Genomic DNA, 23,665 nt, shown 5'->3' on the forward strand with positions numbered 1-23,665 from the left:
TCAGATTGCCATCGCTCGACGAACCGCCTCGGTGGACGTGGTGCCGCCCTCACCGGTCGAGGTCACGTGTCCCGCCGCGAGAATGCTGTAATGCTGCGCAGATTGGAGCGCGAAACCGATGTGCTGCTCTACGAGGAGGACACCGAGATCGCCGCGTTCGGTGAGTTCCATGACGGTCCTTTCGATTTCGGCGACCACGTTGGGTTGAATGCCCTCGGTCGGCTCGTCCAGAATGAGGATCTTGGGCTCGGTGATCAGGGCGCGAGCGATGGCAAGCTGTTGTCGCTGCCCACCGGAGAGAAGTCCCGCGCGACGGTCGAGGAGCGTGGTGAGTGCGGGAAACAGATCCAATGCCTCTGCGATGAGTGCCTTTCCGCGTTTGCGCCCGTCGGCGACCACCCGAAGATTCTCGGCAGTTGTCAGTTGTCCGAACGACTGCTGGCCCTGGGGTACGTAGGCAAGTCCGCGAGCGACGCGGGCGCTCGGCCGTAGACCGGTGATGTCCTCACCGTTCAGAAGTACCTTTCCCCGTGTAGGTTTGATCAGACCGACGGCGGCGCGCAGCAAGGTGGTTTTACCCGCACCGTTGTGACCCATGACTGCCGCAACTCCGTCGCTGGGAACCAGCAGGGATACGCCGTGGATCACTTCGGTGCGTCCGTAGCCGGCGCGGATGTCGACGAGCTCGAGCATGATTCAGTCCTCCGGGGTCGGTTCGGTGTCGGCGCCGAGATCGGTTCCGGCAGCGGCTGTGCCGAGGTAGACCTCTTGCACCTTGGGGTCGGCTTGGACCTCCGCCACAGTTCCTTCGGCAAGCACTTTCCCAGCGGCGAGCACTGTGACGGACGTGGCGAAGGATCGCATGAAGTCCATGTCGTGCTCGACTACGACGACGGTTCGCGCACCGCCGATGCGCCGCAGAAGGTTCCCGGTCTCCTCGCGCTCCTCGAGGCTCATGCCTGCGACGGGCTCGTCGAGCAGGAGCACGGAACAGTTCTGTACCAACAACATTCCGATTTCGAGCCACTGCTTCTGTCCGTGCGCCAGAATGCCTGCGGCGGTGTCCCTGAGGTGCTCCAACCCGGTTGTCTCCAGCGCCTCTTCGATCTCGGGAAGCACACCTTTGCGTTTTCTGAGCAGGTTCCACGGTGATCGGCCGGCTCCGGCCGCGATGTCGAGATTCTGCAGCACCGAGAGCTCTTCGAAGACGCTTGCCGTCTGGAAGGTTCGCCCGACGCCGAGGCGGGCGATCTTGTGAACCTTCTTGCCGAGCAGTTGCTCGCCGGACTTCGTGATGGAACCCGTCGCGGGAACGAGTCCGGTGATGGCGTCGACCAACGTTGTCTTTCCAGCCCCGTTCGGGCCGATGAGAAACCTCAGGTCGCCCTGCATGAGGGTCAAGTCGACGCCGTCGACGGCCTTGAAACCGTCGAAGCTGACCGAAAGATTTCGTACTTCGAGGTACTCGGACGACATTCCGGCGTTGCCGCCCAGTGCCGGTGTGGGTTCGCTGGTGGCGGTTGTGTTGGTCATGACGACACCTCCACTGGTTCGGGTTGGGAGACCTTGACCGGTGGGTCGGCCGGGGTCTCACGCTTCTTGCGGTGGCGCATCAGGGCGAACAATCCGGCCACACCTGCCGGGAAGAACCCGACCACGACGATGAACATCAACCCTTGTGCGTAGATCCATCCCGAAGGGAGTTTCTCCGAGAATGTCGACTGCGCCCACGCGACGCCGATCGCACCGAGTACCGGACCCAGAAGCGTTGCGCGGCCACCGATCGCGACCCCGATGAGAAAGGCGATTGACGGAACGATCCCGACGTCGGCGGGGGAGATGATGCCCACGATCGGAACGAACAGCGCACCGGCGATACCGGCGAGGAACGCCGCGGTCACGTAGGCGACCAGTTTGATGTTCGCCGGATCGTATCCGAGGAAACGTACGCGCTCCTCTTGATCGCGGACGGCGACGAGGAGTTCGCCGTATCGGGAGTTCATCAGCTGGCGAATCAGAGCGACCGATGCGAGAAGAACTCCGGCGGCGATGAAGAACAACATCTGCTTGTTCGCCGGATCGTTGAGGTTGAAACCGAAGAACGTGCGAAAGCGGTTGAGGCCGTTGCTGCCACCGATCGACTGCTGGCCGATCAAGAGGATCGCGAAAGCCGCGGCGAGTGCTTGCGAGAGGATCGCGAAGTACGCGCCCTTGACTCTCCGCTTGAACACACCGAGTCCGAGGAGAAAGGCAACAGCGGCCGGCAGGAAAAGGATGGCGAAGATCGCCACGAATGGCGAGGCGAACGGTTGCCAGTATCCCGGCAGTTCGGTCTTGCCGGCGATGGACATGAAGTCCGGGACCGCGTCGCCCTTGAGTTCGGCATCGGCGATCTTGAGGTGCATCGCCATCACGTATGCGCCGATTCCGAAGAAGACGCCCTGGCCGAGCGTGAGCATTCCGCCTCTGCCCCAAGCCAAGCCGATACCGACAGCGACTATGGCGAAGCACAGGAATTTGGCCAACAGTGACAGCCTGAAGTCCGAGAGCACAGCCGGAGCGACGGCGAACAGCACGATCGCGGCAAGTGCGAAACCGCCCCACACCCGAATTCGGGAATTGTTCAGGATGCTCATACGAGGCTCCTCGTCTTGACTGCGAACAGGCCCTGCGGCCGAACTTGAAGGAAGACGACGATGATGACGAACACGATCACCTTCGCGATCGACGCTGTCGTCGAGTACTCGATGAACGAGTTCAAGATGCCGAGGGCGAAGGCTGCGATCACGGCTCCCTTCATCTGACCGAGACCGCCGACGACAACAACCAGGAAGGCGTCGATCAGATAGGACTGGCCGATGGTCGGGCTGGTGGAACCGATGAGCGTCAACGCGACACCCGCGACGCCGGCGAGCCCGGAACCGAGGAAGAAGGTCGTGATGTCCGTACGACGAGAGGAGATTCCGCTCGTCTCGGCCAGATCGCGATTCTGGACGACGGCCCGGATGCGTCTACCCATCGACGACTGCTTCAGTGCGACCGAAAGTGCGATCACCGCTGCGATCGCCAACACCAGAATGAAGATGCGGGTTTTCGGCACCACGGCGCCGAAAATATCGACCCCGCCCGAAAGCCAGCTCGGCGCCGAAACATTGACTGCCGGCGCGCCGAAGATGTCGCGCGCCAACTGCTGAAGGATCAATCCGACGCCGAATGTCACCAACAGGGTGTCGAGGGGTCGGTGGTACATCCGCGATACCAGGACCACTTCGAGCACGACACCCATCAGTCCGCCGACGACGAAACCGACGAGCAGAGAAATGATCAACGATCCCGTTGCATTCGAGATCACTTGCTGCACTACATATGCGGTGTACGAGCCGGCCATGATGAACTCGCCGTGTGCCATGTTGATGACACCCATCTGCCCGAACGTGAGAGACAACCCCAACGCTGCCAACAGGAGAATCGATCCGATACTCAAACCCGTGAACAACTGCCCGATCACAACATCCATGACAGACGCTCCACCTCTCTACTCGTCGATTCCGTCAATTCCGCCTTTTGTCGATCAGCTACCGAGCCCCTCAGCCCAGGGGTAGTTCTTCAGGTACGGATCCGGCTCGATCGGCTGTCCCGAATCCCAGACCGTGTAGATCAGTCCGTCGGAACGGATTTCGCCGATCCGGGCAGTCTTGGTGATGTGGTGGTTGTCGCCGTCGATGGTGACGAGTCCTTCGGGCGCCTGGAAGGTCACACCGTCGGCGTTGTCCTGAATATCCTTGACCGCAAACGAGTTGGCCTTCTCGACGGTGTTCTTCCAGAGGTAGACGGAGGTGTATGCCGCTTCCATCGGATCGGACGTGGGCTTGTCCTGGCCGAACTTTGCCTTGTACGCCGCGACGAACTTCTTGTTCTCGGGGGAGTCGATGGTCTGGTAGTAGTTCCACGCCGTCAGCTGGCCTTCGACGTTCTGGACTCCGATACCACCGACCTCTTCCTCCGCAATGGAGACGGAGACGACGGGCATGTCGGCAGGCTTCAGGCCGACATTCGAGTATTCACGGAAGAACGCAACGTTGGAATCGCCGTTGAGTGTGTTGAACACGGCATCGGCGTCGGCTGTGCGGACCTTGTTCACGATGGTGGAGAAGTCGGTCGAACCCAGAGGCGTGTAATCCTCGCCCTTGATCTCGATGCCGTTCGCTGCCGCGTACGCCTTGATGATGCGGTTGGCGGTCTGCGGGAACACGTAGTCGCTGCCGACCAGATACAGCGACTTGACGCCCTTCTCCTTCAGGTAATCCAGAGCCGGGATGATCTGCTGGTTGGTCGTTGCGCCCGTGTAGAAGATGTTCTTCGAATCTTCCAGTCCCTCGTACTGGACCGGGTAGTAGAGCAAAGAGTTGTTGTCCTCGAACACGGGCAGCATGGCCTTGCGGCTCGAGGAGGTCCAGCCACCGAAAACTGCTGCGACGCAATCGCTGCTGATCAGTTTCTCGGCCTTCTCGGCGAACACTGTCGGCTCCGACGCGCCGTCCTCTGCCACGATCTGGATCTTCTTACCCAGTACACCGCCGGAATCGTTGATCTCCTGCACCGCCAACGAGATGGAGTCGCGGACCGTCACTTCACTGATGGCCATGGTGCCCGAGAGTGAATTCAGGGAACCGACCTTGATCGTGTCCCCCGAGGTGTCGACGCACGACGTAGCCGTCGAATCTCCCGATGCGGTGTCTGTTGCCTTGCTTCCGCAGCCGGTGAGAACCAAGCCCAGCGCGGCGAGAGCGGCCGGCGCGGCAAGGGTGCGCTTCGAGAAGGTTCGCATGTACGGGCCTTTCGTGTCGATGGCTCTGGCAGACAATGGCTCTGACAGATCTGTATCCGGAGTGCGTATACAACGCTGTATTCGTCGAGTGCACAGAGTAGGTGGAAGTTGTTGCGGTGGAATGACTGTCGGTGACAAGTGTGTGTCCGGTGTTTCGATTGCGTATCCAGGACCTCACACCGCAGGTCAGCGAGGGTGCGGTGTTAGCATCGACGAGAAATTGATCAAGCACTCGCTTGACGATCGGAACGTCGGAAGGATCTTCTCGTGCGCTCGACCCGACGGGACGAAATACTCGCTCATGCGGCCAAGCTGTTCAGTGAGCGGGGAATCGCCGCGACGACCGTGCGAGACATCGCCGACGAAGTCGGGATCCTCTCCGGCAGCCTCTATCACTACTTCGACTCCAAGGATGCGATAGCCAACGAGATCGTCGTCCGGTTCCTCGAAGATCTCAACGTCCGGTACGAAGACTCGATCGAACCGGAAGGTTCGGCTCGAAATCGCCTGGCCACGATGGTGTCGGTGTCTTTTGCCTCGGCGGTGGATCACCCGTATGCCACGGAGGTCTATCAGGGAGAAGCCATACTTTCGTCGCAACCGGCGGACGCGCCCATCACCATCCTGGTTCAGAAGGCACACAGCTACTGGCGATCGGCTATCGCTCGCGGAATTGCCGACGCGGAGTTTCGGGAAGACATCGATCCCGAACAGTTTCACCGTCTCCTGCGTGAATCCGTCTGGTCCACCGTCGCGCAGTATCGCCCGCAGCTTTCCGAATTGGCCGAAGATCTGCAGCGCAATCTGATTTCGGTTTTCCTGGACGGCTTTGCCGCACGTTCCGTCGACGGCGAGCCGGTGGCACGCATTGCGCGGCGCACGGCGAAGAAGGAAGCGCAGACCGAATCTCCCGACTCGGACCTTGCCGAACTCCGCTCTGATGTCGACGAATTGAAGTCCGTCATTCGCGAACTCAGCTCGTCGATCCGGCAGCTGCAGAAGCCGTAACACCGCAGTTCCTGCGCGTGTAGTTCGGATTTTGACTATCAGTGTGACCCAGTGCATACTTCTGTCCACACTCGTAAATCAAGCGCTTGTTTGATTTACCAAGCACAGTTTGGACGGGAGTTCGATGTGAGACTCGGAAAGGCGATCGCCGTCTGCGCGGCAGTGGTCCTCGGGGCGAGCGCGTGCGCATCTGCCGGTGTCATTCCCGAAGACACCATCGTCATCGGTTTGGACGAGGACTCCACCGGGCCCGGTGCGTCGTACAGCACGATCGCCGGCAAGACGGTGCGGATGACCGTCGACCTGATCAACCAGGCGGGCGGAATCAACGGTAAGCAAGTCGAATTGGTTGTCGAGAACGACGAGAGCAGTCCCACCAAAACCCCGTCGATCATTCGGAAGTTGGTCGATCACGGGTCCAGTGCGGTCATCCTCGCCACGGGCAGCGGGTCGGTGCTGCAGGCCAAGTCGATTCTCCAGCAGTCGAAGATTCCTGCGATAGCTCCGGTCGTTCTCAGCGACGCCTTTGCCTCGGCGCCCGACAACGACTTCTCGTTCATGATTCCGAACTCGTTGAAGCAGTACGCCCAGGTGTACTGCGGGGCTTTCGAGAAGATGGGGTACAAGTCCCTGGGAATTCTCGGTGACGCGAGTGCGTCCATCGACGGAATCATCAAGACCCTGCGGCCGGCGCTCGAGAAGTGCGCGAGAGTGACGGGCGTCGAAAAGGCGCCGGTCGATGCCGCGGACATCACCGCACAGGTCTCACGTCTCGCGGAAACCGAACCGGACGCGATTCTGGTCGCCAGTATCGGCGGGCACTTCGAAATCCTCGCGCACAACACCTTGTCGAAGGTCACCCCGCAGACGCAACGCTTCTCACTCGCTTCCATCGGAAACCAGCCCGCATCTTGGGCTTTGGCGGACCCGAAGGCGTTGAGCGGCATGGTGTACATGGGCTCGCTCAGTGAGAACAACCCGAGAACCGCCGAACTGCGTCGCAAGGTGCAGGCGGTGAAGGGGCCTGATTATCAACTGACCGCCTACGACGCACAGGCGTACGACGCCGTCATGATGTTGGCCGAGGCAATCGAAATTGCCGGCGACCACCGAGATCGGACGGCCGTTCGTGATGCTCTTCAACAGGTTTCGGCACTTCCCGCCAGCTTCGGCCAGGACGGATTGACACTGTCGTTTTCTTCGCAGGATCACCTGGCTCCGGACAGCCTCTGCGGACTGGTGCTCGTCGAATTCGGTGAGGACAACAAGCCGGCCCATCCGTGGGATTCCTACCAACCCCCGTGCGGATAACCGAGGAGCCTTGACATGACAGACGCACAACTGTGGCTCGCAGCCATCGAGATCGGTGCATTCTTCTCACTGATAGCCCTCGGAATGTATCTCGTGGTGGTCGGCGCCGATTTCTTCAACTTTGCGATGGGCCCGTACGCGATGGCTGCGGCCATGGCGTCGAGTTGGGTCGCGATCAATTGCGGGCTCGCTCTCTGGATTGCCATGCCGCTGGGGATCGCGGTAGCGGTGGCGCTGTCGATCCTGACGGAAAAGCTTGTGGTCAAACAGGTTCAGAAGCGTTCGGGTCGTGGGGAACTACCGGCGTTGGTGGCGGTGACCGCAGTACTGTTCGGGATCCAGCAGCTCGCCGGCACGGTCTTCGGCCGAACACCACTTCCCGGACAGAAGATCTTCGACTTCGATCCGATATCGGTGCTCGGTGCCACCGTCGACAGTTCGACCGTTGTACTCGTCGTCGGAACTGCCGTGATCTTCGTCGGTATCGGACTGTGGCTGAACCGGTCCACCTCGGGCCGTCTGCTACGCGCCGTCGGCGACAGTCCGGATGCCGCCCGCGTCCTGGGCTTGCCGGTGGATCGGGTACGCCTCATCGCGTTCACCCTCGCGGGTGTGATCGCCGCCGTCGCCGGACTTCTGTTCGCTCCCAAGGCCGGTGTTCAGTTCACGAGCGGTCTGTCATGGACGCTGACGGCATTCATCGCACTCGTCATCGGTGGTACCGGCCGAAGTTGGGCTCCGCTGATCGGCGGAATGGTGTTGGGCGTCGTCCAGGTATTCGCCCCGTACTACTTCGGTGCGAGTGCTGCGCAAACCGCGATTCTGTTGATTGCCCTGGTGTTCTTCGCTTTCCGTCCGGAAGGCTTGCTCTCGAGGAAGGTTCGCGTCTGATGGCCTCGCTTTCTACCAGTCCGCTGACGTCAAATCCGCCCGCTACATCCGGCCGTTCCCGGACGAGGATGCTCGCCCTGTCACGAGAAGCGCTGATCACCGTGGTCGTGGTTGCTGCCGTGCTGCTGTGGATGGGGCCGAGTCTGTACCGGCAGGATCTGGTGTTCCTCGCTGCGACGTATTCGCTGATCGCACTCGGCATGTACGTGCCATTCGTGCTCGCGGGATCACTGTCGATGGCGTACAGCGCGTATGCGGCGATCGGCGCGTATGCCGTTGCGCTGATCTCGGTTCGGACCGGGTTGTCGATGTGGTGGGGATGGATTCTCGGCGCCCTCGCCGCTGCAGCGGTTGCAGTACTCCTCAGCTTGGCAACGCAGAAACTCTCCGGCTTCTACCTTGCCGCGGTGACCTTGTTGTTCGGTATCGCTTTCGAGCACTGGTTGATCGACGGGCCGAGTTTCACCGGCGGATCGGCCGGGATCTCGGGCGTCGAGACTGTGACGATGTTCGGCTGGGAGCCACCGCGCTACGCATTGGTCGTGTTCGCGATCTTGTTCGTGTGTCTGATCGCGGTCGCTGTCGATCGACTCCGGAAATCGGTGTGGGGGCTGATGTTGCAAGCTGCCCGCGACAATCGTAATGTCGCACGGTCTTCCGGCGTCAATCCTGCGCACCTGACCGTTGTGGCGCTGGCGATCGGTGCTGCGATCGCGTCGACCGGCGGATCGCTGTTCACCGTGTCGGTGCAAGCTGTCACTCCTGAAACCTTCACTCTCAGTATTGTTTTCCTCGCAATCTTCATGCCGATCATCGGCGGTCGCGGTTCGGCGTGGGGTGCTCCGCTCGGTGCATTGATCGTGGTGATCGTGACGCTGAACATGCCCGGGTACCAGGGAAGTGGGGAACTCCTGCTTGCCGGAGCCGTCCTGGTGATCCTCATCGTCGCGCCTGGTGGGGTGATCGGGTGGAGTCAGAACGTTCTGGGTCGAATGAACCGTCTGTACAAGGAGCGTGGCAATCGATGACTCGGCTACTCGAAGTGAGCGGGCTCCACAAGTCCTACGGCGGCGTCCGCGCTGTCGACGATGTCTCGTTCAGCGTCGGACCGGGAGAGGTGATCGGCCTGGTCGGCCCGAACGGGGCAGGCAAGACCACCCTGGTGGACTGCATCTTCGGCACACAGCAAGCAGACTCCGGAACCGTCGCGCTCGCGGGTGCTGCCTTGACGGGGCCGTCGGAGCGCCGTGCACGGCAAGGGCTCTCGCGCACGTTTCAACATCCGCAGCTCGCGGCGGAACTCGACGCCGTCGACAACATCATCCCGGGACTGTACGGGCACAAGATCACCTCACCTCTGCACTCGCTGTGGTGGGCGATCAAAGGACCTTTCGAGAACTGGGACCGGACAGCACAGCGGGCCCGAGAGATTGCTGCGCGATACTCGGTCACCGACGTCGAGAGTGCTTGCGGGGATCTCAGTTTGGGCGCGCAGCGTCTGGTCGAGGTGGCGCGGGCGATGGCGACCGAACCCGAAGTCCTCCTGTTGGACGAACCGTTTGCCGGTGCGGATCACGACGGCATCGCTGCCATCTCCGGTGCCGTGCGATCGATTGCCGCGCAGGGCAAGGGAGTAGTCCTGGTCGATCACAACGTCGATCTCATCGCGGCGCTCGCCACCAAGATCGTGCTGCTCAATTTCGGATCAGTGGCGTTCTACGGACCACCGCAGGAGTGCTTGGCCAGCGACGCGATGCGAGAAGTCTATTTCGGTTCCGAATACGAGGAAGGCGCCTGACATGCTCGAACTCGACAGAGTCACAGTTCGATACGGATCCGCTGTCGCCGTCCGGGAAGTCTCCCTTGTCGCCCCCGCCGGTGAAGTGACAGCGATCGTCGGGCCGAACGGTGCGGGCAAGACCAGCTTGGCGGGATCCATCTACGGCTCGGTTCCCGCCACCGGGACAATCAAATTCGATGGTCGAGAGATCCAGAAATTATCGGCACTGGATCGTGTCCGCAGCGGATTTGCCTACGTTCCCCAAGGCAGGCAACTGTTCATGCGAATGTCCGTTCGCGAGAACCTACGCGTCGGCGCAGACCTGCTGGGATTGAAAGCCGAAGCCGTGGAAACAGCTTTCGAGAGGTTCCCGATCCTGCGTGAACGCTCGGAGAGTTATGCCGGGGTCCTCAGCGGTGGTGAGCAGCAGATGTTGGTTCTGGGGCGGGCCCTTCTGGAAACCCCGAAGGTGTTGCTCCTCGACGAGATGATGACAGGACTGGCACCGAAAATCGTCGCGGAGCTGCGAGCATTGGTCGGGGGTCTGGCCGCCGAGGGTGTGACCGTCATCGTGACGGAACCGGCACTTACTGCACTGAAATCGGTTGTCGACCGCGGATATGTCATGCAGCGCGGCGAACTCGTCCGCGAATGCGATTCCGCAGCGACACTGGACAACGCGTACAAACAATCGATGGGCGTCCTCAGCGCCGACGGGAGATGATCGACGATCATGCTTGAAACGAAGACACTCGACTTCACCGTCGGTGAATTCGCCACGAATCCGGACCGCTTCGCCGGCGTCAGCATCAGCGAAATGGTCAGGCATTGGTCTGAGACCATCCCGGACGAAACCGCCTTTGTCACTCCGGAATCGAGGGTGTCGTGGAAGCAGTACGACGCGGCTGCCGATGCGATCGCGTCGGCGCTGGATCTAGCTGGTGAGGGATACGGACATGTAGCCGTGTTGCTCCCCGACACCGCTGTATTCCATGCGGCTCTCTGCGCAGCATTTCGTACCGGCCGCGTCGCCGTCGGAATCGGTTCGCGCTCGGGCATTCGCGAGATCTCTCATCTGATCGCCCGCTCGGAAGCCTCCGTACTCGTCACCACTCGCACGCTGCGCGGCGTCGATACCGCCGAACTCGTGGCGAGTCTGCGGGCAGAGCATCCCGGACTGGACGTCGTCTTCGCCGACGAACGCGCCGACGTGAGTTTCGAACGCGTGAGCGCAAACGGCGAACTCACCTCGTTGCCGGTCGAGCTAAAGCAGTTCCCCGCAACCAGTCCGTGTTTTGTCACGTCAGCCGTTTCGATGCTGAACTCGACCTCCGGCACAACGGGCCTACCCAAACTGGTCACACAAACCGAGGATCGTTGGGTTGGTTTCTCCGAGATTGCCGCCGAGGCGGCGGCGATCGGTTCGGATGAGGTGTTCCTCGGCGCGGTTCCAGCACCTTTCGGATTCGGCCTCTGGACTTCGCATTTCCTGCCGGCACTACTCGGTGCTCGCAATGTCGTCATGGAACGCTTCGACGTTTCGGTGATGATCGAGTTGATCGAGCGCGAACGGGTGACTGCTTTGAATTGTGTGAGTACACAATTCAAGATGCTGTTGCGTTCGGACGCCGCGGAATCGGCCGATCTCTCGTCACTTCGTTTCATGTTCACCGGTGGTGAAGCCGTGCCCTATTCGGAGGCGCTGGCATTCGAACAACGTACCGGAGCGGCTGTCCTGCAGTTCTACGGATCGAACGAAACCGGCGCCGTCTCGGTGACGACGGTTTCGGACGATTCCGACACCCGACTGAAGACGTGCGGCCACGTCATCGATCGCATGCAAGTTCGTGTATTCGACGATGCGGCAAAGGAAATGACCGGCTCCGTCCGCCGCGGTCAGCCTGGGGTGAACGGACCGCTGATGTGTCAGGGCTATTGGGGGGACACCGATGCGAACGACGAGTTGTACACCGATGACGGTTGGATGCTTCTCGGCGACATCGTCGAGATCGACGAGACAGGACGGGTGCGTGTGGTCGGGCGCAAAGCCGACATCATCATTCGTGGCGGCAAGAACATCTCCGCGGTCGAAGTCGAGGAGTACGTGCGCGCGCACCCTTCGGTGGAGTTGGTCGCCGTGGTCGGGGTCGACGATCCGCTGTTCGGTGAGAAGGTCTGTGCGGTCGTCGTGTCCGCCGATGACGATCTGAGTTCGGAGGATCTGACCGCCTGGCTGCAGAGCCGAGGAGTGACCCGCGAGTACATACCCGAGTACGTGATGACGGTCGCCGAATTGCCGATGGCGGCAGGCGGCAAAGTAGCCAAGGGTGAAGTCAAGGCACTCGCGCAGAGGCGGATCGCTGAACTCGGCTGATCGCACTTGGCGGTACCGGCTTCGCGTTACGCTGATCCGGACATTGTGCCGAGAGTGAAGGAAACCCGATGACGAACCCTTCACCGCATCGGTGGCGCAGGCGCTTGCTGTGGGCTCTGGCAATTGTGTTCGTTCTGGTCGGAGCCGTGGTTCTGGCCTTCGTTCTGAGCCCGAGACCTGGCGCACTCACCGTGCGATGGGTCTTCGATCGTGATGCCGTGAAAGTCACCGAGGCGCTCGAGAAGCACGCGCCCGAAGGCGTCGACTCGATCAAGGACCAGCAGTACCGCGCCGATGACGACGACGCATACCTGGATGTCTACTTTCCCGCAGCGACGACGACCGCATTGCCTACGGTGATCTGGACTCATGGCGGTGCCTGGATCTCGGGAAGCAAGTCCAACTACGCGCCGTACTACGAGTTGCTGGCCTCGCGTGGCTACACAGTTGTGTCCCTGGACTACTCACTCGGACCTGAGCACCACTATCCGACGGCAGTGCGGCAGCTTAACGACGCTCACGCGTACGTCGTCGCGAATGCGGAACGGCTGCATGTTGATCCGACGACGGTCGTTCTGGCGGGTGATTCTGCGGGAGCGCAACTCTCGAGTCAGCTCGCCACCCTCATCACTGATCCCGCCTATGCGAACCGTGTGGGCGTGGTCCCGTCGCTGCGGCCGGATCAGTTACGTGGAGTAATCCTGAACTGTGGAATCTACGACGTCGGGAACATGGTCGGCGGACCCGGCATCATCGGTTGGGGAGTTGATCGGTCCCTCTGGGCGTATACCGGCGTGCGTGACTTCATGAGTACCGACGCAGCGGATCAGATGTCGACCTTGAACTACGTCAGCGATCGATTTCCGCCTGCCTACATCAGCGGCGGCAACGCCGATCCGTTGACGGATTCTCAGTCGAAACCGATGGCTGACAAATTGACCGGGTTGGGAGTTGCGGTCGACACACTGTTCTATCCGGCCGATCACGTTCCGGCGCTCGGTCACGAGTATCAGTTCGATCTGGACAATGCCGACGGTCTCACTGCGCTCGATCGCACGGTTCAGTTTCTCGAGGCTCATACCGGCTAAATGTCGGATTGTGGTGAACCACTGCGAAAATGGTCATTTTGGACAAAGCTCCGCGGGTGCGTTGCCAGGGAATTCTCAACTAGTCCTTTTGGTCTAGCCTGGGTGAATCCGATCCGACCCCAGGAGTTGTTGTGCGCGCGTCTTCCCCCGACAGACGGCGAAGGCGCATTGTCGGAATCGCGGCGGTATTCGTCGTCATTCTGCTGTCCGGGATAACCGCGGCACTCGTCAGTCCGTGGCCAGGAGTTCTCCTCGTACGGTGGATGTCAGCGGGTGGCTCCGAAGCGACTCACGCACAACTCGACAGGCATGCACCGTCAGGAATCGTCTCGATTCTCGATCAGTCGTACCGCGACGGCGACGACGATGCACAACTGGACGCGTACTACCCGTCGGAGTCCACTTCGGCGCTACCCACGGTGGTCTGGGTGCACGGCGGTGGCTGGATATCAGGATCGAGAACTGATGCCGACGGTTACTACAAACTGTTGGCAAATCAAGGCTTCACTGTGATTTCGGTGGACTACTCACTGGGACCAGATGCGTATTACCCCACCGCAGTGAATCAGCTGAACGACGCGTATCGATTCATCGTGAGCAATGCGGACAGGTTGCATGTCGATTCGACCAATCTCTTTCTTGCGGGAGATTCGGCAGGCGCGCAGTTGTCCAGTCAGTTGGCGACCGTCATGACCAGCCCTGACTACGCGTCGGAAATGGGTGTGGAGCTGGCATTACGTCCCGAGCAGATACGCGGAGTTGTCCTCGACTGTGGGGTCTTCGATCTGAAATCGCTGCTGTCACAGGGGAAGTACTTCGGTTGGGGCGTCGACAAGCAATCGCTGTGGGGGTACCTCGGAACGAGGGACTTCGACGGGTCGACTGCAGTGGGTCAGATGTCGACACTGGGTCATGTGACCTCGGACTTTCCAGCGACGTTCATCACCGGCGGAAATGTCGACCCACTGACCGCCAGCCAGTCGAAACCCATGGCAGAACGGCTCGCCGATCTGGGCGTCGAGGTCGATGGACTGTTCTACCCGGACGATCACGAGCCTGCACTCGACCACGAATATCAGTTCGACCTCGACACCGTGGACGGGATGGTCGCGTTCGATCGCACAGTCGCGTTCCTACGCGACCACGTGCGTTAGCGCGGTCAGCGAATCACGTACGGCGAAATCGAACTCCGGTGCTCGCTGATGTCGAGGTCTTTACCCAACGGAGGGAAGGCACGCTGCGGACAATTGAGGCGTTCGCAGACACGGCAGCCCGAGCCGATCGGCGTTCCCGGATTCGACTCGTCCAGATCCAGACCGTCGCTGTAGACGAGTCGGTGGGCGTGTCGAATCTCGCATCCCAATCCGATGGCGAAGATCTTTGCGGGCTGTCCGTATCGAGCCGCTCGACGTTCGACCGTGCGCGCAACCCAGAGGTATCGACGACCGTCGGGCATCTGCGCGATCTGAGGCATGATCTTGCCCGGATACGAGAACGTCTCGTAGACGTTCCACAGCGGGCACGTACCGCCGCTGGTGGAGAAGTGGAATCCGGTGGCGGACTGACGCTTCGACATGTTTCCGGCACGATCGACACGCACGAACATGAACGGAACCCCGCGAAGTTTGGGGCGCTGCAGGGTCGAGAGGCGGTGGCAGATCGTCTCGTAGCTCGCGGAATAGAAGGCGGACATGCGCTCGATGTCGTACCGGAAGTCCTCGGCAACCTCGTGAAACTGGCTGTAGGGCAGCACGGTGGCCGCGGCGAAATAGTTGGCCAAACCAAGCTTCGCCAGGGAAACCGACGCTTCGCTGGTGAAGTTGCCCTCGGCCACCAACGAGTCGAGCAGGTCGCCATGCTCGAGGTATGCGAGTTCTGTCGCGAACTTGAAGACCTGTTGCCCGCCGGAGAGTCGTGCGGAAATTTCCAGGACCCTGGTGTCCGGGTCGTAGCGATGAAGTATGTTCTCGCCCAAGTCGACTCGTCGAACGATCTGCACGTCATGGACGGACTCGAGGCGTCGGGCGATCTCGCCGGCGACGTCGCCACGGTGAAAGCGCATCCGGGCAGTGAGTTCTTCGGCCGCGGTGTCGAGATCGTGGATGTAGTTCTGTCGCTGATAGAAGTAGTCGCGCACTTCCTCGTGCGGCATGGTGATCGAACCGCTGCCGCTGCCGTCGGAAAATCGGTCCTCCGTGGCTGCGGCGAGCTGGGCCGTCGTGTTCCGGAAGCGGCGATGCATGTTCACCATCGCCTTGGCCAGGCCCGGGTGTGTGGAGACCATCTCCGCGATTTCGTGGGCGTCGGCGTCGATACCCATCTCCTGATCGAGGGCAACTTCACGCATTTCCGCGATCAGGCGTGTGTCGTCCTGCGGGGAGAAGAAGGTGGTGTCGACACCGAAGACTTCACTGATTCGCAGGAGCACCGGCACGGTGAGTGGCCGGACGTCGTGCTCGATCTGATTGAGATAGCTTGCCGAGATCTCGAGCGTCTTGGCCAGCGAAGCCTGACTCAACCCGCGCTCGGTCCGCAGTTGGCGGAGCCGGACACCGACAAAGGTTTTCGACATTTTCCCAGGATACGAGTGACAGTCCGGCTTCGCAAAGGTGGGTTCGCAGTCTTCGCACAGGGGCTCCGCCCCCGTGAGTGGTTGAGGAGCCTCGGCACTCCCTAACCACTCACGGGGCCGGAGGCCTAGACCCTGTTCTCCGAACGAGGGGCGCCGATTCCGGGATCGATCTGGAACGGCCCGCTCGACGAGGGTGCAAGGGGGAAGTCGAAGATCGCAGTCGGGAGATAGACCGTCGAACACGAGTTGGGGATATCCACGACACCCGACAGGCGACCCTCGATCGGCGCCGCACCGAGTAGCAGGTACGCCTGCTCTGGCGCGTACCCGAACTTGGTCAGATACTCGATCGCATGCAAGCACGCACGCTGGTAGGACAGATGTGAATCCAGGTACTTCTGTTCGCCGTCCAACGTGACGGAAGTGCCCGAGAACGCAAGCCACTCGGAATACTGCGGATCCGTGTTGCCCGGCATGAAGATGGCGTTCTCGGAAACGCCGTAGGTATCCATTCCGCCCTTGATGATGTCCACACGAAGATCGATGAAGCCGCCCATCTCGATGGCACCGCAGAAAGTGATCTCTCCGTCGCCCTGGGAGAAGTGAAGATCGCCGACCGACAGATTCGCACCGTCCACGAATACCGGATAGAAGATTCGGCTGCCCTTGGTGAGGTTCTTGATGTCCTGGTTTCCACCGTTCTCGCGAGGGGGAGCGGTGCGCGCCGCCTCGCCGGCCACGCGTGTGTACTCGTCACCGGTCAAGGTTCCCAGTACTGCATCGCGGGGCTCGGGCGGAAGTGCAAGCGGGGGAACCCGATTGGGATCGGTGGCAATGAGGGCGCCCTCGCGGGCATTCCACTTGGCGAGCAAGGCTGCCGACGGAGCCGTGCCCATGAGTCCCGGGTGGACGATGCCCGTGAACGAGACGTGCGGAATGTGACGCGACGTCGCCGTTTGGCCGGAGAAATCCCAGACGGCTTTGTACGCATCGGGGAACTGTTCGGTGAGGAAGCCACCGCCGTTGTTCCGAGGGAAGATACCCGTGTACCCCCAACCTTGGCCGGCCAACGGACCCGAATCTTCTTGGGGGATAGGCCCGATATCCAAGATGTCGACGATCAAGAGGTCGCCGGGCTTCGCGCCTTCGACGGCAAAGGGGCCGGACAGCGTGTGGACCGTGGTCAGTGGTGCATTGAGAATGTCGTCGGCCGAGTCGTCGTTGTGTATTGCGCCGTCGAACCATTCGCGGCAATGGACACGAAACGCATCACCGGGTTTCACCGTCACCGCCGCTGGGATGTCCGGGTGCCACCGATTGTGGCCGACGATTGCCTGGTCGGTGAATTTCTTGGCGGAATCGAGTGGAAACAGCAGTTCAGGCATATGCACTCCTCATTCTCGAAGAAACGGAAAACTCGTGGCGGCAGGACTTTCGTGTCGGATCGGGACTCACGGCGAGGGCGCGCGGTGAGGACGCTCAGGGGCGAGGCAGCTTGCGGTGCAACGGATTGGATGTCGTCGGCGCAGATTGCCGGCCGCGGCCCGGTAGCGACCCACTGACCACGGCAGGCTCGTGAGCCGATCGAGCAGTGCTGTCCAGTAGACCCATCGCGGCCGACGACGCGTGACTCAACCGGGGAGACGAGACCACCCGCTTGGACTCGAGACTGCACTGGGGGCAAGTAATCGACTGGGGCACTTCGGCCATCGCGAACGACCGCTCGAGCGGGCCGCAGCCGGTACAGCGAAACTCGTACAGAGGCATGCGGTCACGCTATCGGAGGATCCGTAAGTGCGACACTGGAACGACACGCACCGGGTTGCCGATGCCGCAATTGCGCCCGTCAGCGCAAGTACACAACCGCGTTGTCTCCGCCGGTACAGGTGACGATGCCGGAGGTCACCTTGCATGCCATCGTGTACTCCTTGCCGGTCACCGGACTACGTGCGGACACGGTGCTGGATGCACCGGTTGCACCGGAGTTCCCGTAGGCGATCCGAACCGCCTCGGCAAACTCACATGAAGTTTTGCCCCCACTTGTCGCGGACTCCTTGTAACTTCCGGCCGGCTGCCCGCCGGGGCAGGCGGACGCACCGGCCGGGAAGTTCGCGGCGCGTGTGGTCGTCGGGGATGTCGTGCTGGGAGCGGTTGTCGTGGTGCCGGGTGTGTTCGCGGCGCTGATGGTGGTGTGGGCGGCGCCACCGGCGGCCGAGTTGGGGACGTCCTTCGGCCAGAGGACCCAGGCAAGCCCGCCGAAGAGAGCCAACACAGTGATGACTCCGATTATGGATACCGGAATCACCCAGCCGGGCCGACGCGGCGGCGGATTTCCACGTGGCGGTGCAGGCGGGAATCCCTGGGGCGGGGGATACGACTGCGGCGCGGCTCGGTAGCCCAACTGCGGCGGCTGTGGACCGGATTGCGACCATGCCTGGTTGTTCGGTGGCCGCTGATAGTTGTCCGGCACCGCTTTATCGCCCGGTCGGGGGCGTCGAACGACAAGTCATGGTTCGACAGCATATGGCCGGCGAACGGGTTGTCTCCGGCTTTCCCAGGGGTAGATCCCGGAATTGTCCTAGCGAAGGCTGTTGCCGAGGAGTGATTGCGGTCACTCGCGGGTAGTGAAGTTGGCTCCGAAGTAGCGGACGGGCCTGTTCCGAGTGGCGTGCGAACTGCCGGAATTCGCAAGCGGCGGAGTTGAGTGCATTTCGTTCACAGCCTGCGGTTTCTTTCCTACTCGCCAGTACGGAACCTGTCCGATTGCGTAGTACCAGCCGCGTAGGAATCTTCACAGACTTAGCAAAGTGTGTTGAAAAGGTAGCGAAGATTGGCATTAGCAACAGGTAGACGGCACTTTTTCGATGTGCCATTCTCGGTAAGTACACAAGAAGGGCCTGGCAAGTATGTGAAGTAGTACGCACGTACTGCTCACAACAGGCCGGACCAGCAGATCAAAGAGATGGAGTCTTGATGTCGACCACCGGCACCCCGAAGACCGCAGCTGAGCTCCAGCAGGATTGGGACACCAACCCTCGCTGGAAGGGCGTTACTCGTAACTACACGGCCGATCAGGTCGTCAAGCTCCAGGGCACCGTCGTCGAGGAGCAGACCCTCGCTCGTCGCGGATCCGAGATCCTGTGGGATCTCGTGAACAACGAGGACTACATCAACTCCCTCGGTGCACTTACCGGCAACATGGCTGTGCAGCAGGTTCGCGCCGGCCTGAAGGCCATCTACCTCTCCGGTTGGCAGGTTGCCGGCGATGCGAACCTCTCGGGCCACACGTACCCGGACCAGAGCCTCTACCCGGCCAACTCGGTTCCGACCGTCGTCCGTCGCATCAACAATGCACTGCTGCGCGCCGACGAGATCGCCAAGACCGAGGGTGACACCTCCGTCAGCAACTGGCTCGCTCCGATCGTTGCCGACGCCGAAGCCGGCTTCGGTGGCGCTCTCAACGCTTACGAGCTGCAGAAGGCCATGATCGGCGCCGGCGCTGCCGGTGTCCACTGGGAGGATCAGCTCGCTTCGGAGAAGAAGTGCGGCCACCTCGGCGGCAAGGTGCTCATCCCCACGCAGCAGCACATCCGCACCCTGACCTCGGCTCGCCTGGCTTCCGACGTCGCGGACGTTCCGTCCGTCATCATCGCCCGCACCGACGCTGAGGCTGCAACCCTCATCACCTCCGACGTGGACGAGCGCGACCGCCCGTTCCTCGACGGAACCCGCACGGCTGAAGGCTTCTACGGCGTCAAGAACGGCATCGAGCCCTGCATCGCTCGCGCCAAGGCTTACGCACCGTACGCAGACCTCATCTGGATGGAGACCGGCGTGCCGGATCTCGAGGTTGCAAAGAAGTTCGCCGAGTCCGTTCGCAGCGAATTCCCGGACCAGCTCCTGGCCTACAACTGCTCCCCTTCCTTCAACTGGAAGGCGCACCTGGACGACGCGACCATCGCGAAGTTCCAGAAGGAGCTCGGCGCAATGGGCTTCAAGTTCCAGTTCATCACGCTGGCCGGCTTCCACTCGCTCAACTACGGCATGTTCGACCTTGCCTACGGCTACGCCCGCGAAGGCATGACGGCATTCGTCGACCTGCAGGAGCGCGAGTTCAAGGCTGCCGAAGAGCGTGGCTTCACCGCCATCAAGCACCAGCGTGAGGTTGGCGCCGGCTACTTCGACACCATCGCCACCACCGTTGACCCCAACACCTCGACGGCAGCTCTCAAGGGCTCCACCGAAGAGGGACAGTTCCACTAAGAACTGACTTCGGGTGGGGGAGAGGCTCGGCTTCGGGTCTCTCCCCTGCTTGTATCACCGCACTACTTTCTCTCGTCTTCAAGGCAGTTCCGATTGCGTCGGCCACCAGCGTCGACGCAGTTCGAAGTGCTTGTTTTGCAACACCTTCACCAGACAAACTCCACGAGACAAACAAGGAGCTGACGTGACCAGCGAAAAAATTCAGCGCGTCGGCGTTATCGGCGCCGGAATCATGGGTGCCGGAATCGCCGAGGTGTGCGCCCGCGCACATGTCGATGTTCTGGTCTTCGAGCAGACTCGCGAGCTTGCAGCAGCCGGGCGTTCACGCATCCTGCGTTCGCTCGACCGCGGCGTGAGCAGCGGAAAGATCACAGAACGTGAGCGTGAGCAGGCCGCATGGCGTCTGCGTTTCACCTCCGATCTGGGAGATTTCGCGGACCGCCAGCTCGTCGTGGAGGCCGTCGTCGAAGACGAGAAGATCAAGAGCGAAATCTTCGCCGAGCTCGACGCGGTCGTGACGGACCCGGATGCGGTTCTCGCGTCCAACACGTCGTCGATCCCGATCATGAAGCTCGGCATCTCGACCAAGCGTCCCGAGCGAGTCATCGGCATGCACTTCTTCAACCCGGTTCCGGTTCTGCCGCTCGTCGAATTGGTGACGACGCTCAAGACCAGTGCCTCCGTCTCGCAGCGCGCCGAGGCTTTTGCCAGCGACATCCTCGGCAAGCAGGTCGTCCGCAGTGCCGACCGCTCCGGCTTCGTCGTCAACGCACTCCTGGTGCCGTACCTGCTCTCGGCGATCCGCATGGTCGAGTCGGGCTTCGCGACCAAGGAAGACATCGACAAGGCAACGGTTCTCGGCCTCGCGCACCCCATGGGTCCGCTGGCTCTGACGGACCTGGTCGGACTCGACACCGTCAAGTCCATCGCCGACTCCATGTACGAAGAGTTCAAGGAGCCGCTGTACTCCGCTCCGCCGTTGCTCCTGCGTATGGTCGAAGCCGGCTTGACCGGCAAGAAGTCCGGCGCGGGCTTCTACGAATACGCCGACAACGGTCGCTCCACCAAGCAGGCAAGCTAAGGCCCAACGCCCCTGTGCGCCTTTCTGGTAGTTCCGGCTACCACAAAGGCGCACAGGGCGCTCGCGCCCCTCGGTTAGAAAGGTCGACCGCATGTCCAGCAGCACTGCAGCATTCGGCTCCAGCGTCCTGGGGTATCCGCGCATCGGGCCGCGCCGTGAGCTCAAGCGCGCCCTCGAGTCCTACTGGCACGGCACTTCGGACAAGGACGCACTTCTCGCGGTCGCCAAGGAACTCCAGGAATCGACCTGGAGCGAATTGGCTGCGACGGGATTGAGCCAGGTTCCCGGCAACACCTTCTCCTTCTACGATCACGTGCTCGACAATGCGCTGCTCTTCGGCGCAGTGCCGGAGCGGTTCAAGCCGCTCGAGGGCGCCCTCGAGCCGCTCGATTTCTACTTCACGATGGCCCGCGGCCGCCCGGACTTCCCGCCTCTCGAGCTGGTGCGCTTCTTCGGTACGAACTACTACTACCGTCAGCCCGAGATCGACGCGAACACTGTGTTCGCGCTCAACTCGGATGCACTTCTCGACGAGTTCGAACGTGCGAAGGCGCGCGGCATCGAATTGCGCCCCGTCATCATGGGGCCCGTCTCGCTGCTTCTGCTTTCGAAGGTCGGACCTGCCACCGAGAAGTCCGATCCGAACTTCACCCCGCTCGACCTGTTGGACGCGCTCCTGCCCGAGTACGAGAAGCTCTTCGAGCAGCTCGCCAAGGCCGGTGCGACCTGTGTTCAGTTGGACGAGCCTTCGGTCACCGAGGATCGCACCCCCGAGGAGCTAGCCGCTCTGGGACGTGCGTACGAGAAGCTTTCGACGGCCCCGCTGCGCCCGCGCCTGTTGGTGACGGGTCCGTACGGCAAGTTCGGCGAAGCCCTCAACATCTTGGCGCCCACCAAGATCGAAGCCTTCGGTCTGGACTTGGTGCACGGCAAGATCACGGCCGAGGAACTGGCCGCGGTGCCGAACATCAAGCGCAAGCGCATCTACGCGGGCGTCGTCGACGGTCGCAACGTCTGGCGCGTCGACCGGTTCAACACCTTGACGTACCTGAACGAACTCAAAGACGTTGTGCCTGACCTCGTCGTCTCCACGTCGTCGTCGCTGCTGCACGTGCCGTACGACGTGCTCTCCGAGTACGACATTCCGGGAGACGTCGCAGACCGTCTGGCTTTTGCGAAGCAGAAGGTCGGCGAAGTCGTCTCACTGGCGAAGGCGCTCACCGAAGGTCCTTCGGACAAGTGGCGTAAGCGTCCGACGAAGGTGCACTTCAAGCTCAAGCACGCTGTCCGTGCTCGGGTGAACGCGATCAAGCCCGAAGATCGTGTGCGTGCACCGTACGAGGAGCGTCGTAAAGCTCAGCAGGAACGGTTGAATCTGCCCTTGGTGCCGGCCCAGACACTGGGTTCGTTCCCGCAGACCGACGCGATTCGCCAGGCTCGTTACGAACTCGGCCAGGGGCGTTTGGAGTGGGACGACTACTACAAGCGCATCCGGGAAGAGATCGAGCGCACAATCCGTCTGCAAGAGGACATCGGTCTCGATGTTTTCGTGCACGGCGAGCATGAGCGCAACGACATGGTCCAGTACTTCGCCGAACTGCTCGAGGGCTATGCCTTCACGCACAACGGATGGGTTCAGGCCTACGGATCTCGTTGCACGCGTCCGCCGATCCTCTACGGCGACATCGCACGTCCGAAGCCGATGACGGTCGAGTGGATTGCGTACGCGCAGTCGCTGACCGACAAGCCGGTCAAGGGCATGCTGACGGGTCCGGTCACCATGATCGCCCGTTCGTTCGTTCGCCAGGATCAGCCGCTCTACGAAACGGCAGAGCAACTGGCACTTGTCATTCGAGACGAAATCGCGGATCTCGAAGCTGCCGGAATCGCCATCATCCAGGTGGACGAACCGGCAATTCGTGAACTGCTGCCACTGCGTGAGGACGGCCGGGAGGCCTACCTGGAGTGGGCCGTCGACGCGTTCCGTCTGGCAACAGGTGGAGCGAAGCCGGAAACACAGATCCACACACATTTGACGTACTCCGCTCGGTCGTCGGTGGTCGACGCCATTGAACGGTTGGACGCCGATGTGACGGCTATCGTCGCGACCCGCTCCATCACGTGGGTTCTCGAAGCACTCAAGGAAGGCGCGCTCACGCACGGCGTCGGCCCCGGTGTCTACGAATCTCGCTCGGCTCGGATTCCCGACATCGACGAACTCGACGAATTGCTCACCGAGGCAAGCGAATCGATCTCTCTCGATCGCTTGTGGGCAAATCCGGACGGCGGCCTCAAGACCCGCCATCCGTGGCAACTCGAGCCTTCGCTGCGCAATATGGTTGCGGCCGCGAGGCGCCTGCGTCGTCGGGCCGAGCAAGCCGAGCGCGACGCCGGGTAAGTCACGTAAAGAACAAGTCATGGAGGGGCCTGCGAGTTGCAGGTCCCTCCATGCACGGGTAGGCATGTGTG

General features: G+C 61.5%; 21 protein-coding genes. 12 read left to right on the forward strand and 9 right to left on the reverse strand.

Annotated elements, in window-relative coordinates:
• From urtE to urtA, 5 genes are read right to left on the reverse strand one after another with little or no spacing between them, the layout of a single operon-like run.
• Positions 1 to 693, reverse strand: coding sequence for an urea ABC transporter ATP-binding subunit UrtE (urtE, locus tag PCS43_RS21015; protein WP_003941544.1), 693 nt, complete (start codon positions 691 to 693; stop codon positions 1 to 3).
• Between the two features lie 3 nt (positions 694 to 696).
• Positions 697 to 1,533, reverse strand: a complete 837-nt coding sequence (urtD, locus tag PCS43_RS21020; protein WP_003941545.1) for an urea ABC transporter ATP-binding protein UrtD — start codon at positions 1,531 to 1,533, stop codon at positions 697 to 699.
• On the reverse strand, positions 1,530 to 2,636 hold the full coding sequence (gene urtC / locus PCS43_RS21025) for an urea ABC transporter permease subunit UrtC (RefSeq protein ID WP_007735392.1): 1,107 nt from the start codon (positions 2,634 to 2,636) through the stop codon (positions 1,530 to 1,532). The genes urtD and urtC overlap by 4 nt, the downstream gene beginning before the upstream one ends.
• The gene (gene urtB, locus PCS43_RS21030) at positions 2,633 to 3,517 is read right to left on the reverse strand and encodes an urea ABC transporter permease subunit UrtB (RefSeq protein WP_003941514.1); all 885 of its coding nucleotides are present in this window, start codon (positions 3,515 to 3,517) and stop codon (positions 2,633 to 2,635) included. The genes urtC and urtB overlap by 4 nt, the downstream gene beginning before the upstream one ends.
• A 54-nt stretch (positions 3,518 to 3,571) precedes the next feature.
• Positions 3,572 to 4,828, reverse strand: coding sequence for an urea ABC transporter substrate-binding protein (urtA, locus tag PCS43_RS21035; protein ID WP_007735391.1), 1,257 nt, complete (start codon positions 4,826 to 4,828; stop codon positions 3,572 to 3,574).
• 267 nt (positions 4,829 to 5,095) lie between these two features.
• On the opposite strand from urtA, the gene PCS43_RS21040 reads away from it, so the two are divergent.
• From PCS43_RS21040 to PCS43_RS21080, 9 genes are all read left to right on the forward strand, one after another.
• A complete protein-coding gene (locus tag PCS43_RS21040; protein ID WP_003941474.1) occupies positions 5,096 to 5,836 on the forward strand; it encodes a TetR/AcrR family transcriptional regulator in 741 nt (246 codons plus the stop codon).
• A gap of 126 nt (positions 5,837 to 5,962) precedes the next feature.
• Positions 5,963 to 7,147 (forward strand): ABC transporter substrate-binding protein, encoded by a 1,185-nt coding sequence (locus PCS43_RS21045; protein ID WP_042452925.1) that lies wholly within the window; start codon positions 5,963 to 5,965, stop codon positions 7,145 to 7,147.
• 15 nt (positions 7,148 to 7,162) lie between these two features.
• Positions 7,163 to 8,038, forward strand: a complete 876-nt coding sequence (locus PCS43_RS21050) for a branched-chain amino acid ABC transporter permease (protein ID WP_209907978.1) — start codon at positions 7,163 to 7,165, stop codon at positions 8,036 to 8,038.
• Positions 8,038 to 9,066, forward strand: coding sequence for a branched-chain amino acid ABC transporter permease (locus PCS43_RS21055; RefSeq protein ID WP_064688305.1), 1,029 nt, complete (start codon positions 8,038 to 8,040; stop codon positions 9,064 to 9,066). The genes PCS43_RS21050 and PCS43_RS21055 overlap by 1 nt, the downstream gene beginning before the upstream one ends.
• Entirely contained in the window at positions 9,063 to 9,836 is a 774-nt protein-coding gene (locus PCS43_RS21060) for an ABC transporter ATP-binding protein (protein WP_064443299.1), read from the forward strand. The genes PCS43_RS21055 and PCS43_RS21060 overlap by 4 nt, the downstream gene beginning before the upstream one ends.
• Before the next feature lies 1 nt (position 9,837).
• Positions 9,838 to 10,542: an ABC transporter ATP-binding protein gene (locus tag PCS43_RS21065; protein WP_020906733.1), complete on the forward strand. Its 705-nt coding sequence runs from the start codon at positions 9,838 to 9,840 to the stop codon at positions 10,540 to 10,542.
• Between the two features lie 9 nt (positions 10,543 to 10,551).
• Positions 10,552 to 12,192, forward strand: a complete 1,641-nt coding sequence (locus PCS43_RS21070; protein WP_054827783.1) for a class I adenylate-forming enzyme family protein — start codon at positions 10,552 to 10,554, stop codon at positions 12,190 to 12,192.
• Positions 12,193 to 12,260: 68 nt separating this feature from the next.
• Positions 12,261 to 13,280: an alpha/beta hydrolase gene (locus tag PCS43_RS21075; protein ID WP_058227461.1), complete on the forward strand. Its 1,020-nt coding sequence runs from the start codon at positions 12,261 to 12,263 to the stop codon at positions 13,278 to 13,280.
• Between the two features lie 131 nt (positions 13,281 to 13,411).
• Complete coding sequence (locus tag PCS43_RS21080) at positions 13,412 to 14,434, forward strand: alpha/beta hydrolase (RefSeq protein WP_209907980.1); 1,023 nt, start codon at positions 13,412 to 13,414, stop codon at positions 14,432 to 14,434.
• 5 nt (positions 14,435 to 14,439) lie between these two features.
• On the opposite strand, the gene ramB is transcribed toward PCS43_RS21080, so the two are convergent.
• The 4 genes from ramB to PCS43_RS21100 form a co-directional block, all read right to left on the reverse strand.
• On the reverse strand, positions 14,440 to 15,852 hold the full coding sequence (gene ramB, locus PCS43_RS21085; protein WP_003941547.1) for an acetate metabolism transcriptional regulator RamB: 1,413 nt from the start codon (positions 15,850 to 15,852) through the stop codon (positions 14,440 to 14,442).
• 125 nt (positions 15,853 to 15,977) lie between these two features.
• Positions 15,978 to 17,237, reverse strand: coding sequence for a formamidase (gene fmdA / locus PCS43_RS21090; protein ID WP_042923284.1), 1,260 nt, complete (start codon positions 17,235 to 17,237; stop codon positions 15,978 to 15,980).
• Between the two features lie 94 nt (positions 17,238 to 17,331).
• Complete coding sequence (locus tag PCS43_RS21095) at positions 17,332 to 17,619, reverse strand: FmdB family zinc ribbon protein (RefSeq protein WP_037129638.1); 288 nt, start codon at positions 17,617 to 17,619, stop codon at positions 17,332 to 17,334.
• A gap of 79 nt (positions 17,620 to 17,698) precedes the next feature.
• Entirely contained in the window at positions 17,699 to 18,322 is a 624-nt protein-coding gene (locus PCS43_RS21100; protein WP_230793337.1) for a serine/threonine protein kinase, read from the reverse strand.
• A 503-nt stretch (positions 18,323 to 18,825) separates the two neighbouring features.
• Here PCS43_RS21100 and aceA point away from each other — a divergent pair.
• The 3 genes from aceA to metE all read left to right on the forward strand — a co-directional run bounded on the left by aceA (position 18,826) and on the right by metE (position 23,594).
• Complete coding sequence (gene aceA / locus PCS43_RS21105) at positions 18,826 to 20,115, forward strand: isocitrate lyase (RefSeq protein ID WP_003941533.1); 1,290 nt, start codon at positions 18,826 to 18,828, stop codon at positions 20,113 to 20,115.
• Between the two features lie 184 nt (positions 20,116 to 20,299).
• Positions 20,300 to 21,196 (forward strand): 3-hydroxybutyryl-CoA dehydrogenase, encoded by an 897-nt coding sequence (locus tag PCS43_RS21110; RefSeq protein ID WP_003941541.1) that lies wholly within the window; start codon positions 20,300 to 20,302, stop codon positions 21,194 to 21,196.
• A gap of 91 nt (positions 21,197 to 21,287) precedes the next feature.
• Complete coding sequence (metE, locus tag PCS43_RS21115) at positions 21,288 to 23,594, forward strand: 5-methyltetrahydropteroyltriglutamate--homocysteine S-methyltransferase (protein WP_209907982.1); 2,307 nt, start codon at positions 21,288 to 21,290, stop codon at positions 23,592 to 23,594.
• Positions 23,595 to 23,665 lie beyond the last annotated feature (71 nt).

Source organism: Rhodococcus sp. C-2 (assembly GCF_027854095.1).
GTDB classification, from domain to species: domain Bacteria; phylum Actinomycetota; class Actinomycetes; order Mycobacteriales; family Mycobacteriaceae; genus Rhodococcus_F; species Rhodococcus_F qingshengii.